The sequence below is a fragment of the Rheinheimera sp. genome, from assembly GCF_036568245.1.
In the GTDB taxonomy this organism is placed as follows: Bacteria; Pseudomonadota; Gammaproteobacteria; order Enterobacterales; family Alteromonadaceae; genus Alishewanella.
The window spans coordinates 13,365-27,049 of sequence record NZ_DATCSY010000214.1 but is presented as its reverse complement, the minus strand read 5'-3'; the positions used below and the strand labels follow the sequence as shown (position 1 = coordinate 27,049).

At 49.6% G+C, this 13,685-nt stretch carries 12 protein-coding genes and 1 riboswitch; of the genes, 6 read left to right on the top strand and 6 right to left on the bottom strand.

What is annotated here, in order from left to right; genetic code table 11:
- Together VIN66_RS10040 and VIN66_RS10035 are read left to right on the top strand one after the other, a co-directional pair.
- Window positions 1-480 (top strand): RimK family alpha-L-glutamate ligase (locus VIN66_RS10040; protein ID WP_331923857.1); only part of this gene is annotated, 480 nt, incomplete at its 5' end.
- Window positions 480-1,535, top strand: a complete 1,056-nt coding sequence (locus tag VIN66_RS10035) for a succinylglutamate desuccinylase/aspartoacylase family protein (protein WP_331923856.1) — start codon at window positions 480-482, stop codon at window positions 1,533-1,535. The genes VIN66_RS10040 and VIN66_RS10035, both read left to right, overlap by 1 nt.
- Before the next feature lie 15 nt (window positions 1,536-1,550).
- Here VIN66_RS10035 and VIN66_RS10030 read toward each other — a convergent pair whose 3' ends face one another.
- From VIN66_RS10030 to VIN66_RS10015, 4 genes are all read right to left on the bottom strand, one after another.
- The gene (locus tag VIN66_RS10030; protein ID WP_331923855.1) at window positions 1,551-2,315 is read right to left on the bottom strand and encodes a DUF2884 family protein; all 765 of its coding nucleotides are present in this window, start codon (window positions 2,313-2,315) and stop codon (window positions 1,551-1,553) included.
- A gap of 100 nt (window positions 2,316-2,415) precedes the next feature.
- Window positions 2,416-4,074, bottom strand: coding sequence for a FapA family protein (locus VIN66_RS10025; RefSeq protein ID WP_331923854.1), 1,659 nt, complete (start codon window positions 4,072-4,074; stop codon window positions 2,416-2,418).
- A 108-nt stretch (window positions 4,075-4,182) separates the two neighbouring features.
- On the bottom strand, window positions 4,183-4,518 hold the full coding sequence (locus tag VIN66_RS10020) for a hypothetical protein (protein WP_134056116.1): 336 nt from the start codon (window positions 4,516-4,518) through the stop codon (window positions 4,183-4,185).
- 59 nt (window positions 4,519-4,577) lie between these two features.
- On the bottom strand, window positions 4,578-5,255 hold the full coding sequence (locus VIN66_RS10015; protein WP_331923853.1) for a DUF2982 domain-containing protein: 678 nt from the start codon (window positions 5,253-5,255) through the stop codon (window positions 4,578-4,580).
- A gap of 207 nt (window positions 5,256-5,462) precedes the next feature.
- Between VIN66_RS10015 and VIN66_RS10010 the strand changes: the two genes are divergently transcribed.
- The 4 genes from VIN66_RS10010 (at window position 5,463) to VIN66_RS09995 (ending at window position 11,070) form a co-directional block, all read left to right on the top strand.
- A complete protein-coding gene (locus VIN66_RS10010) occupies window positions 5,463-6,515 on the top strand; it encodes an efflux RND transporter periplasmic adaptor subunit (protein ID WP_331923852.1) in 1,053 nt (350 codons plus the stop codon).
- 2 nt (window positions 6,516-6,517) lie between these two features.
- Window positions 6,518-9,643: an efflux RND transporter permease subunit gene (locus tag VIN66_RS10005; protein ID WP_331923851.1), complete on the top strand. Its 3,126-nt coding sequence runs from the start codon at window positions 6,518-6,520 to the stop codon at window positions 9,641-9,643.
- A gap of 108 nt (window positions 9,644-9,751) precedes the next feature.
- Entirely contained in the window at window positions 9,752-10,288 is a 537-nt protein-coding gene (msrA, locus tag VIN66_RS10000; protein ID WP_331923850.1) for a peptide-methionine (S)-S-oxide reductase MsrA, read from the top strand.
- Window positions 10,285-11,070 (top strand): transporter substrate-binding domain-containing protein, encoded by a 786-nt coding sequence (locus VIN66_RS09995; RefSeq protein ID WP_331923849.1) that lies wholly within the window; start codon window positions 10,285-10,287, stop codon window positions 11,068-11,070. The genes msrA and VIN66_RS09995 overlap by 4 nt, the downstream gene beginning before the upstream one ends.
- A 32-nt stretch (window positions 11,071-11,102) precedes the next feature.
- On the opposite strand, the gene VIN66_RS09990 is transcribed toward VIN66_RS09995, so the two are convergent.
- Both VIN66_RS09990 and VIN66_RS09985 read right to left on the bottom strand, forming a co-directional pair.
- On the bottom strand, window positions 11,103-12,878 hold the full coding sequence (locus VIN66_RS09990; protein WP_331923848.1) for a TonB-dependent receptor domain-containing protein: 1,776 nt from the start codon (window positions 12,876-12,878) through the stop codon (window positions 11,103-11,105).
- A gap of 38 nt (window positions 12,879-12,916) precedes the next feature.
- Window positions 12,917-13,103: riboswitch (cobalamin riboswitch) on the bottom strand.
- Between the two features lie 63 nt (window positions 13,104-13,166).
- Entirely contained in the window at window positions 13,167-13,649 is a 483-nt protein-coding gene (locus VIN66_RS09985) for a YajQ family cyclic di-GMP-binding protein (RefSeq protein WP_331923847.1), read from the bottom strand.
- Window positions 13,650-13,685: the final 36 nt, after the last annotated feature.

The following is a 13,685-nucleotide window of genomic DNA, read 5'->3' as shown; positions in this document are numbered from 1 at the left end:
CAGGGCATCGGCGTAGTGCTGGCAGAAACCCGTACCGCCGCTGAAAGCGTGATAGAAGCTTTTATGGGGTTAAATGCCAATATTCTGGTACAGGAATATATTCGCGAGGCGAATGGCGCCGATATCCGCTGTTTTGTCATCGGCAATAAAGTGGTAGCAGCGATGAAACGCCAAGCCAAGGCCGGAGAATTTCGCTCTAATTTACACCGCGGTGGCACAGCGTCATCAGTACGGCTGACAAAAGACGAGCGCAGCACGGCAATCCGCGCGGCTAAAACCATGGGCCTGAATGTGGCGGGTGTTGATTTATTACGCTCCAACCATGGCCCTGTTGTAATGGAAGTAAACAGCTCGCCTGGGCTTGAAGGCATTGAAGCGGCAACAGACAAAGATATCGCCGACTTAACTATCGCCTTTCTTGAGCAAAAAGTGGCGTTACACAAAAGCAAGCGCAAACTAAATACCAAAGGAACCGGCTAATGCAGGCAGGCAGCAGAGCACCCTTTACACTGGCAGACAGCAGCATTCCGCCCGGCAGCCGGGCGTTGGTTGATATTCCGTTTGGTAAGCTATATACCCATACCGAGCTTAACATTGGCGCGCATGTGATCCATGGTCGCAAAGACGGCCCGGTACTGCTTATCACCGCTGCGCTGCATGGCGACGAAATTAATGGTGTTGAAATATGCCGCCGTCTGCTGAAACTGCCGCGATTAAGTCAGCTTAAAGGCACGCTGATAGTAGTGCCTATTGTTAATACTTACGGTTTCGTGCAGCAATCGCGTTACCTGCCAGACAGGCGTGACTTAAACCGCAGTTTTCCGGGCAGTGAAAAAGGCTCGCTTGGCAGCCGGATGGCGTTTCAGTTTACCGAACAGGTACTGCGCAACTGCACCCACGCCATTGATCTGCACACCGGCGCCATCCACCGCGCTAACCTGCCCCAGGTCAGGGCCAGTGCCAAAGATAAAACGGCGCTGCGCATGGCTGAGGTATTCAACGCGCCGATTATTATCAAGGCAGCCAGCCGCGATGGCACTATGCGCGGTACAGCTAATAGTCTCGGCATCCCTATCCTGCTGTACGAGGCCGGTGAAGCGCTGCGGTTTGATGAACAGGCCATCAATGTTGGCGTGCGCGGTATTTTAAATGTCATGACTGACTTAGGTATGCTGCGCGCCGGACGCAAACGCCCGACGACAAAATCATTGTTCTCGAAAAAAAGCAGCTGGGTGCGGGCTGAACATGATGGTATTGCCCGCTATTACGTTGGCCTTGGCCAAACAGTAAAGCCGGGCGATATACTGGCGCATATCTACTCACCCTATTCTGATTTTGAAGTGGCGGTACACGCCAGCTTTGCCGGCATAGTGATAGGCCGTAATAACCTGCCGCTGGTGAATGAGGGAGAAGCTTTGTTTCATGTCGCAGAAGTCAGCTCGCTGGATGAAGCAGAAAAGACGCTGGATGCCATTAACGACGAAGTGGATAACGCTATGCCACCGGTGTTGGGTGAAGAATATGGCGTAGTGTGAACTACGCCCTGTTTGTCAGTCTTTTTGCATCACCACATCGTAGTCAGTTAATGCAGGCAGGCGTTGCTGTAACTGTTGCTCAATTTCATCAAGCTCCTGCATTCGCTGGCAAAACAGAACTGATTTCTCTTCCAGCTCTACCGCTTTAGCATCCAACCCCAGATTTATTTTATCAACCAGATGACCAACAGATTGCCATTCCTGGTTATCACTGCGTTCAAAATTACTGTCTGAATGCCGCAGTGCATCACGCAGCGCGCCCCACACTGCGCCAACCGTATGCCGGGCCAGGCTATCGAGCTGCGGTTTTAGCTCGCCGTGTAAAAAATAATCCAGCTCATTGAGGCTTTGTGGCGCCAGATAGAAGTGCTCATTGGTGCGGACAAAACGGGACATCCATTGAAAGGTGGTCTCACGCACCAGTTCACGCCACTCAGCCTGCTGTGATTTACTGCCGATACCGGTAAACATCGCTTCAATACTGGACAAGCCGAGTTCTACGCCATCTACTGCAATACTGACAATTTCCGGCACAAACTTGCGCAGGTCGCGGCTATATTGTTGCAACAGCACAACATCCTCAGCCGTAAGGCTGATTAACTCACCACGGATGAATAATTGCTGATCGTTGTTAATCTGCACATGGGTGCGGTTATTCTGCAAAATACGGATATGATCCGGCGCAATCAGAATACCGTGGGCAAATGCCATCTCACACTCAGCCGCAGAAAGCAGCGAGCCATGACATAACATTAACAGTAGAAAATAGTAGCGTTTCACTTCGCCAGCTCCGGCCTGAACACGTAAGAAGCTTAAGTCAGCGATGCGCGAAAAGCAGCCCCTTGCACCGCAGCACAGTGGTCGACCATCGCGAACAGCATCAGATAAAAGGCTCTATCGCCGGACTGCCGTCCACCAGCAAAATTTTCGAAGGCCCATACTCGCGCCGGCTGCGGACAATATCTTTACCAAAATGCACTTCAACTGCCGAAAACAGTTGCTGCCGCACGATGATATGCGCCTGCTCCAACCTCTCCCGCCGCTGCACTTCAAGTTGCTTAACATCCTCAATCAGTGCCAGTGCAACATCCCGATGCTCTTCAAATTCCTGATGCAACTCTTGTTTGCGCAGTTCTATCTGATTATTGCCTTCTATTTTCTTCAGTTTCTCCAACTGCTCTTTAATATCCTGCATGTCTTTTTTCGCCGCAGCGATACTGACGCGCAAAATGTCCTGCTTCTCTGCTATTGGATCAACCATCCGATTAAGCTCAATCAGAATGTTGCTACTGGAAGGCGCGCCTAAATTACCGGTAAAAATACCGTAATCCAGGTAGAAATAACCGCCAATGATCTTGCCGTTAGGGTTGTCTTCCGGCCCGCCATAAACCTTGGCTGCAGCAACGGCACAGTGCATCATTTGTTTATTAACATACAAATTGCCGTCACAGCTTAATCTGGCATACTGCGCGATATTGCAATGAATATCGCCTTTTGCTTTTAGCTCGGTACTGTATTCACTGTCTTTTTCAGCGGTAGCGATCTGATGGCCGATAATAGAGCCACCAACGGTGATATCACCACCGGCTTCTATCAGAGTGCCTTCCACAAAGCCTTTTACAAACACATTACCACCGGCAATGACTTTCATACCTTCAGTAACATCGCCGCCGACCACTACAGAGCCCTTGAAAATAATATGGCCGGTGGCTAAATCAACATTTTTAACCGTAAAGACTTCATCGACAGTCGCGCCATTTTCAACAACCCTTGGCAAGCCATCGCGCGCAGCCAGCAGCAAATCACCGTCGGTCGCGGATAACTCACTGCCTTCGGCCATTTGCCATTCAATAACCTGGCCCGGTGTCGCCGGAATTGGGCTGCCGTTAATTAACATGCCATCCACACCGGCAGTAGGCGGATGACGCCGCATCAGCGTTTCTCCAGCTCTGACAGCGGGTATCACACCAAAATCACGCAGGTCAGCTTTTTCATCAGATTGCAGTAACGGTTTATTACGCCGGCTTTGCATTTCAGGGATAAGTGGTTCAAAGCGTGAGTTTTGCCCATGCACCACTGCACGACCGCGGGCGATGACCAGTTTGACCTTACTGCCCGGCTCAGCCTTACTGGCATGACTAACCAGCTTGATAATATGATCTTTGCTAAAGCCAAATACGACACCGGCGTCCTGTGCTGCCTTAACCAGCGCATTGGCAGAAATCGGCGCCCCGCCCCAGGCAGCAGTAATAATCGCGGCCGCTGACATCTGGTCTTCACTGATGTCAAACGAGAGTTCCGCATCACGTTTTTCGGCAATACGGTAAGTCAGCGGCATGCCGGGAGCTTGCAGCTTTTCTTTAATTTTCTGTTGAATTTGCTGATATTCCACCAGCAGATTAGTAATCTGATCCTGAATGATAAGACATCTGCCATATCCGGCAGCTTGTAACTGTGAATTGACGTCGTGCGCACTGAGCGCGTCCAGCGTTACAGGCACGGTTATTTTTATACTGTTGTTGTGCTCGGTAAATTGCATAGGTTTAACACTTCTGGTTACTACAAGAAGAAAGCTACGCTAATGAAGCAAATAACTGCAGCAAAGGCAAGCCCTGATTGTTATACAGGGCCTTTTTACAGCGAAATATTAAATATAATTTTCCTGATGGATACGAATAAACAGATCCGTGCCCTTTTTGCTGTAATCTACTTTGTACTCTTTATTATTAATCGCCTGAATGAACAGCAGCGTTTTTACTTCACCAAAAACATCCGAACTGGAGATATCAACCACCTCCATATAACGATCTTTTGCCTCAGCGCGATTGGCCGGTACTGACTCAGTAAATATTTTGACACCGTGGCGGGTAACAATAACATTCGGATCGTCATCGTCATTCACAACAACCAAATCAAGCTTTTTATTTTTATGGATCAATGTATTACGGCCACTGACCAGGAACGGTTTTTCGTAATTATTCATGCACTACCCTGCGTAACATGTGATGTTGCCAGTATTATGATACAGTCAGTCCGGAGTGTCTAGGTGACTGTATTCTGTATCAATTGTAGTCTGGCCTGATTAATTTGCAGACACAATTGCTGAGTCTCGCCGGGCGTAAGACTAACCGGAACAAAGACATCAAACCCAGTCTGAGCAGCTAACTGCTTCATTCGACTGGCAAACGCGGCTTTAATACCATTGTAACGCTGTGTCGCTGTCGCAAAACTGCCAGTTTCAGTTAACAGTTCACTGGCACATTGGCCAGATACACAACCCTGACGCACTGCCTCGATATACAATGCCCTTTGCTCAGTCATAATACGAACAGCAAGCCGAAGCGGTAACTGCTGCAGAAAACTGTCGTAGTCAGTTACTTTAAAGCCAATATAGCCCAGCGTCTGGCTATTGTATTGCGGCACTCCGCTATATAAAAAACTGCTCCAGGGCAGAACCCAGCAACCGTGCCGGTGTTGGTAGCGCACCCCTTGCTCATCATATTGCAGAAAAAACTTCGGCTCTGCCAGTTTCGCCCAGCCGGAAAACATCCCCAACCCTGCACCGATTAATCCAAGTGCATGCCATAGTTGTAACTGCTCTACCCAACTTAAGCTGATAACTAATATTATGGCCACGGCGGCGCTACACAGCAGCACTGCTGCTCCGCCCCGGCTTGCGGCCCCTTGCACATTTACTGGCGACATAAGATTTATACTCATTAATCCACCTTAACCTATGATGGCAGCTTTTAATCACAGGTTCCCGGATTTTAGCAAAAACTGTTCCTATTTTATCAGACACTACCTACAGTTGAATCGACCAACGCCGCCGTGATTGCGATAACAGGAAATCTAAAAGGTTATTTCTTCCATACAATAAAGCGGTCTTAAAACTTAAAATATATATGCTGTTACTCAGGGGTTATTGTGGCAAAACTACATTCAAAATTAATTTGGGTGATACTTATCGCTCTGCTGGTCTTCGTAGCCTATCTGTATTGGATGCCAAACCAGCATAACGGCGCAACTCGCGGCGCAGCTGCCGTAGCCGTAAAAACAGCGAAAGCTGAAACCAAAGCCATGATCCGTAGCATCAGTTCGTTAGGTACCGGTATTGCAAATAACTCTATTACACTGGTGTCGCCTACCAGCGATTTTATTACCGAACTGAATGTAAGCGAAGGTAAAAAAGTCAAAAAAGATGAAGTCATCGCCCGCTTACATGATGTGGAAGAGCGTGCCCGCGTGACGGAGCTTGAAGGCGTGTTAACAGAGCAAAAACGCCAGTTGGATCGACTGAAAAACTTAGCGACGACACAGGCCACTGCGCAATCACTGCTGGATGAACAACAAACCAAAGTAAACACCACGCTTGCGCAATTAGATATCGCTAAAGCACAGCTGGCAGAGATGACTATCAAGGCGCCTTTTGAAGGCTACCTTGGCTTACGTCAGGTCAGTCAGGGGGCTTACATCAATAGTGGCACTGTCATTACCACTTTGGATGACCTGCATAAGTTGCGCGTTGCCTTTAGCGTTGCCGAGCATTACCTGGCAGAGATTAAAGTCGGCATGCCATTAAGTGTGACTAATGCCGCTTATGGTGACATCAATTTTACCGGTATTGTCAGTGCAGTTGATACCCGGTTAGATCCGGTGACCCGCACCGTTACTGTGCATGGCATGCTGGAAAACAATGATTTACGTTTACGCCCGGGTATGCTGCTGAATGTGAAACTGGAGCTCGATAACCGCATGGCGATGCAGATATCGGAAAAAGCACTGGTGCCGCAGCAGCAAAAGCAATTCGTTTATACCGTAGATGAAAACAATATTGTGCATCAGACTGAAGTCACCATTGGCCAACGTATCCCCGGCTGGGTAGAAATACTCAGCGGCTTGAAAGAAGGTGATGAAGTAGTCGTCGAAGGTATTCAGAAACTTCGCTCTGGCATCACTATTAACCGTGTCGGAGGCTGATTATGTGGTTGTCTGATACCTCGGTTAAACGACCGGTTTTCGCCACGGTAATAAACCTGCTGCTGATCGTATTCGGTATTGTTTGCTTTAGCATGCTGCCACTGAGGGAATACCCTGACATTGATACGCCTATCGTCAGCATCGGTACCAACTATCCTGGCGCGTCAGCAGAAATTGTTGAATCGAAAATCACCCAGTTACTGGAAGACCGAATCAGCGGCGTTGAAGGCATTAAAAATATCAACTCTGTGTCGCGCAATGGCCGCTCCAATATTTCAATTGAATTCAACGTAGAGCGCGATATCGACTCTGCCGCCAACGACGTACGGGACCGCGTATCGCGTGCGCTTAACAACCTACCAGATCAAGCCGACCCGCCGGAAGTCTCCAAAGCCAGCGATGATGAAGATACCATTGCCTGGTTTGTACTTAACAGTGAAACCATGACCTCACTGGAGCTGACAGATTACGCTGACCGCTACATTGTTGAACGTTTCTCAGTAGTAGACGGTGTCGCCCGCCTGCAATTGGGTGGCTCACGTGATTATGCCATGCGCATCTGGCTCGACCGTGATGCGATGGCATCACGTGGTGTCACCGTGCAGGATATCGAAAATGTGCTGCGGGCAGAAAACGTTGAACTGCCGGCCGGTAACATTAAATCGACTGATCGTGATTTTACCGTGCGTGTCGTACGCACTTACAAAACGCAGCAGGATTTTCGCCGCCTGGTGATTAAACGCGGCGACAACAACTATCTGGTGCGTTTAGGCGAAGTTGCCGACGTATTATTGACCGCAGAAAACGAAGAAAGTGAGTTTCGCGGCGACGGTAAAAACCTGCTGGGTATTGGTATTATTAAGCAGTCTAAAGCCAATACGCTGGAAGTAGTACGCGCGGCCCGGGCAGAGATGGAGCGGATCAAAGAGACGTTACCACAAGGCACCACTATCGAGCCGGGTTACGATTCTTCGCTGTTTATCGCCGAGTCAATAAAGGAAGTGTACAACACGCTGGCCATCGCCATGGTACTGGTAGTCGTTGTAATCTTCTTGTTCCTTGGCAATATCAGGGCAACCTTTATCCCGGCGGTAACGGTGCCGGTGGCGCTGGTTTCTGCTGTTACCGTGTTGTTTGCACTGGACTTTTCAGTCAACCTGCTGACATTACTGGCGATGGTGCTGGCTATTGGTCTGGTAGTGGATGATTCCATCGTCGTGCTGGAGAACATTTATCGCCGTATTGAGCTTGGCGAACATCCGCTGGTGGCGTCATACCGTGGTGCCCGCGAGGTAGGTTTTGCCGTTATCGCCACCACACTGGTGCTTATTTCGGTGTTTGTGCCGCTGGTATTTATGCAAGGCCAGCTGGGTAAACTCTTTACTGAGTTTGCACTGGCCATCGCAGCGGCTGTAGCCTTTTCCAGTGTGACTGCACTGACATTATCACCGATGTTATGCAGTAAATTACTGACGCATCAGAAACGCGAAAGCAAGCTGGGCCTTTGGCTGCATGCAGCCTTTCACAAGCTGGAAAACGCCTACCGCCGGCAACTGGAAGTCGTTTGTGCTACCCGTTGGCCGGTGATGATTGTGGTTGCCTTATGTTTTATTGCCAGCTACATGCTGGTGCGGCTGCTGCCAAGCGAGCTGGCGCCACCGGAAGACCGTGGCACCTTCTTTGTTATGATGAGCCCGGCCGAAGGCGCCAGCTATACCAGCAACAGCCGCAATATGCGCTTAATTGAAGATGTGCTGATGCCTTACTACCAAAAAGGCGAGTTTAACCGTCTGCTGGTGAGGGTACCCGGCTGGGGTAATAGTGGCGGTGTAGCGATTGTCGGCACCGAGAACTGGCACAACGGTAAGCGACGCACGCAAGAGCTGATGGGCGAAGTTGGCCAGAAACTGAATGAGATACCGGATGTGCGCGCCTTTACGTTCATGCGTAGCGGCCTTGGCGGCGGTGGTGGCGGCGGCCGCCCTATTCAGTTTGTATTGCAGGGCAACACTTATGAAGAACTGGCGCGCTGGCGCGATATAGTGCTGGAAAAAGCAGCCGAAAACCCGAATATTCTGATGTTGGATCACGACTACAAAGAGACAGTACCGCAGGTATTAGTAGAAATTAATACCGAACGTGCCGGTGATTTGGGTATCTCTGTTGGCGCCATTGGCCGCTCGCTGGAAGCCATGCTGGGCGGACGCCGGGTAACAACCTTCCTTGACCGTGGTAAAGAGTATGATGTCATTATTGAAGGTAAAGATGATGACTTCACCGCTCCTGGCAGCATCACCAATGTGTATTTGCGCTCTGAGACATCAGGTGAGCTGATCCCGCTGGATAACCTGGTAACCCTGCGTGAAGAAGCTACATCATCAAGCCTGAACCGTTATAACCGTATGCGCAGCATTACGCTGACGGCCAGCATGGCACCAGGCTACAGCCTCGGTGAGGCGCTGGAATATCTGGAAAACGTTGTTGAAACCGAGATCCATGATACCGTTGGCATCGATTATAAAGGTGAGTCGCTGCTGTATCAGGAAAGCGGCCGTTCAACACTAATGGTGTTTGTACTGGCACTGCTTATCACTTATCTGGTACTGGCTGCACAGTTTGAAAGCTTTATTCACCCGCTGGTGATCCTGGTCACTGTGCCACTTGGGCTGGTCGGTGCCCTGTCCGGCCTGTACTTCAGTGGTATGACGCTGAATATATACAGTCAGATTGGCCTGGTCATGCTGATAGGACTTGTTGCCAAAAACGGTATTCTGATTGTTGAGTTTGCCAACCAGCTGCGTGACGCCGGTGTAGAATTTACCACCGCAATACAGCAAGCTGCCACGCAGCGACTGCGTCCTATTGTGATGACAGCCTTCACTACCGCGATGAGCAGCATACCGCTGATTGTTGCCAGTGGCCCGGGTTCAGAAAGCCGGATGGTAATTGGTATGGTTATTTTCTCAGGCGTCGCGTTGGCCACGCTGATGACTATTTATGTGGTACCGGTCACTTACATGGTGATTGCGCGCAATACCGGCTCACCGAAGCGACTGGAGCAGAAGCTACATAAGCTTGAGAATGAGGCGCCTGATGAACATGCCGCCGACGAGGTGCATCCTTCTTAGCCAATAAAAAGGCGCCGGTTGGCGCCTTTTTTATTTCCACTATCCAGAAACTGGAAGCAACCGTAAAACTAGCGTAAAGTCAAAACTCAGGGAAGAAGGAGAAAAGCAATGGCGTTACAAACCGCAACTTTTGGTGCGGGCTGTTTCTGGTGCCTTGAAGCAGCTATGAACCAATTGAATGGAGTGATCCGGGCTCTCAGTGGGTATATGGGCGGTAGTGCTGACACCGCCAGCTACCGCCGCGTCTGTGATGGCGACACCGGCCATGTAGAAGTGGTGCAGGTTGAATACGATGATACCGCTATCAGTTATGAGCAGCTTTGCCTGATTTTTTTCAGCTTACATAACCCTACCCAGCTTAACCGCCAGGGCAATGACATTGGCACGCAGTATCGCTCAGCAATTTTCTTTCACAATGATACGCAGCAACATATCGCCAATAAAATCATTGCTGAACTTAAAGCCGAAAATGTATTTAGCGGCAATATTGTGACTGAAGTATCGCCTGTAACCGCGTTTTATATCGCTGAAGAGTACCATCAGGGCTATTTTATTAAACATCCGGAACAGGGCTATTGTCAGGTGATTGTCGCACCGAAAATGGCAAAGTTCCGCCAGCACTATCAGGCATTGTTAAAATCATGAATGGTGTCAGGGCATTGTTTTGCCTGTTAAGCCTGACGATAACAGCAGCACAGGCAAATACTACAACCGGGCTAAACTTCTGCTACGAAGATAAGCAGTTGCTGCCCTACTATGCCGGTGACGGTGAGCAGGTCGCGTCACCTCCTGGTGTAACAATAGAGCATTTACAAGCTGCAGCGAAACTCACCCGGATACAACTGGTGTTGCAGCGTAAGCCCTGGCTACGCTGCCTGCAGTTGCTGGAACAAAATAAGGTGGATGCGTTGGTAGCAACCTACGCCGAATCACGCCGCAGTTTTGCTGTTTATCCAATGAAAACCCCTGACGAGCCGGATATCAGTCTGGCGCTTAGTCAGCATTCAACCTGTCTTGTGCAGCGTCATAATGACAATGTTATACAACGCTCAGCTACAGGGATTGTTATCGCCAGACCACTGGGTTATACAACGCCGGATTACCCGGTTGAAGTAAGTATTGTCGCAGTGCAGTCGCAACAGCAGGCATTTGACTTGGTTAAACAAGGCCGTGTTGACGCCACCACGACGCTGTGTGAAGTGAACCAGTTACCGGCGCCGACAGGCTTTACAGAGGGGTTAGAAGTAGTCTACCCGCCGCTTTATCAAACTACCGGTTATCTGGTGTTTAGTAAGGCTTTTTATCTGCAACATCAGCAGCTGGCGATAAATCTGTGGCAGGCTTTGCAACAAACTCAGGAGCCGCAGCGCTATTATCAGTACCTGCAACTTCAGAATGCTTCGCTACAGGCAGATAAGCCACACTAGAAATCAGTGTGGCTTTTTATTTAACAACGCAATTAACGCGGGCTGTAACTCAGACTGATACCAAAGTTAGTGCCGGCAACAGTGTAGCTGTCGCTGGTGTAATAATCCTTATCAAACAGGTTATCTACCTTGGCTCTTACAGTAAGTGCTGCGGTTACCGCGTAACTGGCACCAAAACCCCAAACAGTATGAGATGGAGCCAGTGGCAAATCCCCCCCGGTTGCCCAGTCTATGCCCTGATAGGTTGAACTCTGATAGTCTGCGGTCACAAATGCAGACCACTTGTCTGCATCATAGCTTCCGCGCCAGTTAATACTATTTTCCGGTCTGCGGGCAAGCATTTTACCAGTACTGGCATTCTCAGTATCCAGCCAGGTATAAGCAAAAGTGCTACTAAATTGCTGCCACTGTTGCTCCACACTGAACTCGATACCTTCGATTGTCGCGAGCAATACGTTTTCGGCTTGCTCTACCCCCTGAATAAGATTGGTAACATCGCGGTCAAACCAAGCCAATTGCACCACCAAACCCGCATTGCGATAGCTAACGGCAATCTCATCAGACTCTGACTCTTCTGGCTTTAAATCCGGATTGGCGTAGCCTGGATAATACAGGTCGTTAAATGTAGGGGCTTTAAATGCGGTGCCGCGGCTGGCACGCACCAGCCAATGCTCTGCAAGCTGATAGGCTGCGGCTAACTGCCAGGTATTCTGACCACCATACTGGTTAATCAGGTCCCGACGTACCGCAGCTTCCAGTTGCAATGCATTCAGTTGATAATTAACGCCGGTAAAAACCGCCCGGTTGATTCTGCTGGTTTGCTCGTAAGCGGTTACCGATTTATCTACTTGCTCGTGGTACCAATTTACACCGGCCAGAAAACTAAGGTTATCAGTAAGATCGCCTGCTGCCTGATAACTGAACTCATCTCTGCCGGTAACAAAGGGGCTGCGTGAGCCAGGGCCAAATGTCGCTTCACTGTCGAGGTTACGACTGAGTAATGCCTGGTGTTGCCACTGCCCTACCTGATGCTGCCATCCCAGCAGATAAGCCCGGTTCAGGGTATCAGCTTCGTCTTCTACACCATAACTGGTATCAAACTGGTAAAAGCCACTGTTGACGTCGGCTTGGGCACTGAACTGGCCAACTGTCGTTTGATAATCAGCTGCCACCTTAATGTACTTCTGATTGTAGCCATCTTTATCCGCGTCTAAATCTTTGCGTACATTAAAACCGTCTGCCCGGCTCACACCTGCACTGGCATGCAAAGTTAACTGTTCCGCACTGTGGCTGACGCTAATGTCTGTTCCGGCCTGACCATAGCTTCCGACATTAGCGTTTAGTTCCACCGCTTTGCTGCGCCGGGTTGTAATAGCAATAACACCCGCCAGAGCGTCAGAACCATATAATGCTGCGCGAGGGCCTCGAACTACCTCAATACGCTCAATCAGTTCCAGCGGTAACATTGACAGCGATTTATATCCCAAAGTAGCAGAGCCACTGCGCACACCATCAATCAGTACCAAACTGTGGCCGGTATTGCCTCCCCTGATGTAAATGCCTGCGGTTTGCCCACGGCCACCATCACGTGACAGGTTAATACCCGGCAACTGCGCGAGCAAAGCAGGCAAATCGCTGGCCTGACGCGCGACGATGTCATCGCGCTCCAGCACAGTGACACTGGCCAGCACCTCTTGTTGCGGCGTTGCTGTGCGATTGGCATATATACTGATATGTTCAACAGAATCTTCTGCTGCAACCGAGCAGCAGGACGCGACCAGAACGGCCGCAAAAGCAGGTTTAAACATGTAAGCTCCGAAAACGTGCCCACCGCACATTTATTCAAGTTGAAGGATTCTTTCCGGCCGGTCTCCGGGCTGACAACCTGCTTTCGCCTGTACTCGCCTTCCCATCCTGTGACAGTGGCCTTGAGTACAGCTCAGTTGTTTACCGTTGCGGGGGCAGCTCTGGATTTACACCAGATTCCCGTTTACCTGCAGTTGCTCTGCAGCACCAGAAAAAGCGGCTCCATATGGAGCCGCGTGCAGTTTACGCCATCAAGGCAAAATGTCAATAGATGTCTGGATGGCCAAAATCTAGTCGCGGAAGTTTTTAAACTGGAACGGCTGTCCCAGCTCGCTGGTGCGCACCAATTGCATAACGGCCTGTAAATCGTCGCGCTTTTTACCGGTTACCCGCAGCTCTTCCCCCTGGATAGCCACCTGCACCTTAATATTGCTATCCTTAACCAGTTTAACGATTTTTTTCGCCATCTCTTTATCGATACCCTGCTTGATACTGACATGACGGGTGATAAATTTGCCGTGACGTTCTTCTTTTTCAATCTTGAAACTACTGACATCCAGCTGAAGCTTACTGGCTTTAGTGGCAAAAATATCAAACAGCTGCATCACTTGCTGGTCGGCTTCAGCAGTTAGCTCAATCTGCTCTTTGTTCAGCTCAATTTTGGCGTTAACACCACGAAAATCAAAGCGGGTCTCAAGTTCGCGTTTGGCGTTCTCTACAGCGTTCTTCGCCTGATTTATATCAACTTCTGAAACGATATCAAATGACGGCATTCTTTATCTCCTGACTATAAGAGTCTCTGTTTGCTG

Coding starts and splice junctions, on each gene's coding strand:
- msrA (WP_331923850.1), top strand. CDS start 9,752: ATGGCGTTACAAACCGCAACTTTTGGTGCGGGCTGTTTCTGGTGCCTT.
- VIN66_RS10005 (WP_331923851.1), top strand. CDS start 6,518: ATGTGGTTGTCTGATACCTCGGTTAAACGACCGGTTTTCGCCACGGTA.
- VIN66_RS10020 (WP_134056116.1), bottom strand. CDS start 4,518: ATGAATAATTACGAAAAACCGTTCCTGGTCAGTGGCCGTAATACATTG.
- VIN66_RS10035 (WP_331923856.1), top strand. CDS start 480: ATGCAGGCAGGCAGCAGAGCACCCTTTACACTGGCAGACAGCAGCATT.
- VIN66_RS10025 (WP_331923854.1), bottom strand. CDS start 4,074: ATGCAATTTACCGAGCACAACAACAGTATAAAAATAACCGTGCCTGTA.
- VIN66_RS10015 (WP_331923853.1), bottom strand. CDS start 5,255: ATGAGTATAAATCTTATGTCGCCAGTAAATGTGCAAGGGGCCGCAAGC.
- VIN66_RS09985 (WP_331923847.1), bottom strand. CDS start 13,649: ATGCCGTCATTTGATATCGTTTCAGAAGTTGATATAAATCAGGCGAAG.
- VIN66_RS09995 (WP_331923849.1), top strand. CDS start 10,285: ATGAATGGTGTCAGGGCATTGTTTTGCCTGTTAAGCCTGACGATAACA.
- VIN66_RS09990 (WP_331923848.1), bottom strand. CDS start 12,878: ATGTTTAAACCTGCTTTTGCGGCCGTTCTGGTCGCGTCCTGCTGCTCG.